General features: G+C 63.5%; 2 protein-coding genes. Both read left to right on the forward strand.

Features of this window, described 5'->3' with window-relative positions:
• A partial coding sequence (locus tag I5W_RS03040; protein ID WP_044528136.1) for a copper amine oxidase occupies positions 1-1001 on the forward strand: 1001 nt, incomplete at its 5' end.
• A gap of 71 nt (positions 1002-1072) precedes the next feature.
• A complete protein-coding gene (locus tag I5W_RS03045) occupies positions 1073-2512 on the forward strand; it encodes an aldehyde dehydrogenase family protein (RefSeq protein ID WP_044528137.1) in 1440 nt (479 codons plus the stop codon).
• Positions 2513-2660: the final 148 nt, after the last annotated feature.

Raw genomic sequence — 2660 nt, forward strand, 5'->3', positions numbered from 1 at the left:
CTCGCCATCGAAGCGGCAAGGACGCGCCCGACAACGTCGTGCTGCTCGATGCCACCCTGGCCGACACCAGCGGCAAGCCGCGCACCATCCCGCGCGCCATTGGCGTGTTCGAACGCTATGCCGGTCCCGAATTCAAGCACCAGGAATATGGTCAGCCCAATCTCTCGGTGGAGCGGCGCGAACTGGTGATCCGCTGGATCAGCACGGTGGGCAACTATGACTACATCTTCGACTGGGTCTTTGCCGAAAACGGCACCATCGGCATCAATGCCGGCGCCACCGGCATCGAGGCGGTCAAGGGCGTGAAGTCTTCCACCATGCGCGATGCCACCGCTGCCGAGGATACCCGCTACGGCACCCTGATCGACCACAACATCGTCGGTACCACGCACCAGCACATCTACAACTTCCGCCTCGACCTGGACATCGATGGCGAAAACAATTCGCTCACCGAAGTCGATCCGGTGGTCTTGCCCAACACCCGTGGCGGCCCGCGCAGCAGCACCATGCAGACCGTGCAGCGCACCCCCGAGACCGAGCAGCAGGCGGCGCAGAAGTTCGATGCCTCCACCATCCGTCTGTTGAGCAATCCCAACAAGTTCAACAAGGTCGGCAATCCGGTGTCTTACCAGCTCATTCCCTATGCAGGCGGGACGCATCCGATTGCCAAGGGCGCCAATTTCTCGCAGGACGAATGGCTCAACAAGCGCCTGAGCTTCATGGACCGCCAGTTGTGGGTGACCCGCTACGATCCGCAACAGCGCTTCCCCGAAGGCAAGTATCCGAACCGCTCGCATGAAGATACCGGCCTGGGGGCCTTCATCAAGGACAACCAGTCCATCGTCAACCAGGATGACGTGGTCTGGCTGACCACCGGCACCACCCACGTGGCGCGCGCCGAAGAGTGGCCCATCATGCCCACCGAATGGGTCCATGTACTGTTGAAGCCCTGGAACTTCTTCGATGAGACCCCGACCCTGGGCTTGAACAAGAAAAAATAAGGCTGTTTCCATCGGCCAAACCTCGACCGCCTGCGACGTTCGCACGGCGGTCTTTTTCACCAGGAGACTCCATGCATATCGAGCACATCGCATCCAACATCATCGGCGGTCAGTTGCACCCAGGCAGCCGCCTGCTGGATTCCCATAATCCTGCCAACGGCCAGGTGATGGGCCGTTTTCCCCAGTCCGATGCGAGCGAAGTGGCCGCCGCCGTGGCGGCAGCGCGCCGGGCGCAAGCCGCCTGGGCCGCACAAAGCCTGCAACAGCGGCGTGAATACCTGCATCGGGTGGCCGATGCCATCGCCGCCAATGCCGAACGCCTGGCTACCTTGGTGACGCTGGAACAGGGCCGTCCGCTGGGGGGCGTGGGACCGGACCAGGTGCCCGGCTCGCGCTTCGAGTTGTGGGGCTGTGAAGCCTGGACGCGCGCCACCGCCAGCCTGGAACTGGCCAGCGAAGTGGTGTTCGAGGATGAGACCCGGCGCGATGAACTGCACCGCAAGCCCTATGGCGTGATTGCCGCCATCGCGCCTTGGAACTGGCCGCTGATGATCTCCATCTGGCAGGTGATCCCGGCCATCTATGCCGGCAATACCGTGGTGCTGAAACCCTCGGAATACACCAGCGTCTGCGGCCTGGAACTGGCCCGCGTGATCGCCCAGGCCTTGCCGCCGGGCGTGCTCAATACCGTCAGCGGCGATGGCAGCGTGGGCGCCATGTTGGTGGACAATAGCGACGTCAACAAGATCATGTTCACCGGCTCCGGGGCCACCGGGGCGCGCATCGTCGCAGCCGCGGCGCGCAATCTCACGCCCACCACCATGGAACTGGGCGGCAACGATGCGGCCATCGTGCTGGACGATGCCGATCCCAAGGCGATTGCGCCGGGTCTGTTCTGGGGCGCTTTCCTCAACATGGGCCAGACCTGCGCCTGCGCCAAGCGGCTCTATGTGCCCGAGGCGCTGCACGACCAGATCGTTGCCGAACTCAAGGCCATCATCGCCGCTACGCCCATGGGCGACGGCTTGCAGCCGGGCATGGCGATGGGGCCGGTGCAGAACCCCATGCAATTGAAGAAGGTGGCCGCGCTGGTGGACAGTGCGCGGCAAGAGGGCGCCACCATCGTCTGTGGCGGCGTCTTGCCGGAAGGGCCGGGCAATTTCTATCCGCTCACGCTGGTGACCGACATCCGTGATGGCGCACGCCTGGTGGACGAGGAACAGTTCGGCCCGGTGTTGCCCATCATCCGCTATAGCACGCTGGATGAAGCCATCGCCAATGCCAACCGGCTTGATGTGGGGCTGGGAGCATCGGTGTGGAGTCGTGACGCCCAGCGTGCAGCGCAGGTGGCCACACGCTTGCAGGCCGGTACGGTGTGGGTCAACCAGCATGGCATGGTGCATCCTATGGTGCCCTTCGGTGGCAACAAGCGCTCGGGCTGGGGGCTGGAGTTTGGCAACGAGGGCTTGAAGGGCGTGACCCAGCCGCAGGTGATCAGCCTGAAGAAGTAAATCGCACGGACCTGTACGAAAAAAGAGGATATCCGCGGATATCCTCTTTTGCATGGGGCTGGTCAAACGCGTGCTATTGGCTGGCTTGCGCCTCCAGCTTGGCCTGCCCCCCTTTGCCATAGGCCAGCGGCCGCTCGGCGCGTCCATC

It is taken from the genome of Herbaspirillum sp. B65 (assembly GCF_000333555.1).
GTDB lineage: Bacteria > Pseudomonadota > Gammaproteobacteria > Burkholderiales > Burkholderiaceae_D > Herbaspirillum > Herbaspirillum rubrisubalbicans.

What these genes read in the sequence shown, in the direction of transcription:
- I5W_RS03045 (WP_044528137.1), top strand. Translation starts at nt 1,073, where the DNA reads ATGCATATCGAGCACATCGCATCCAACATCATCGGCGGTCAGTTGCAC.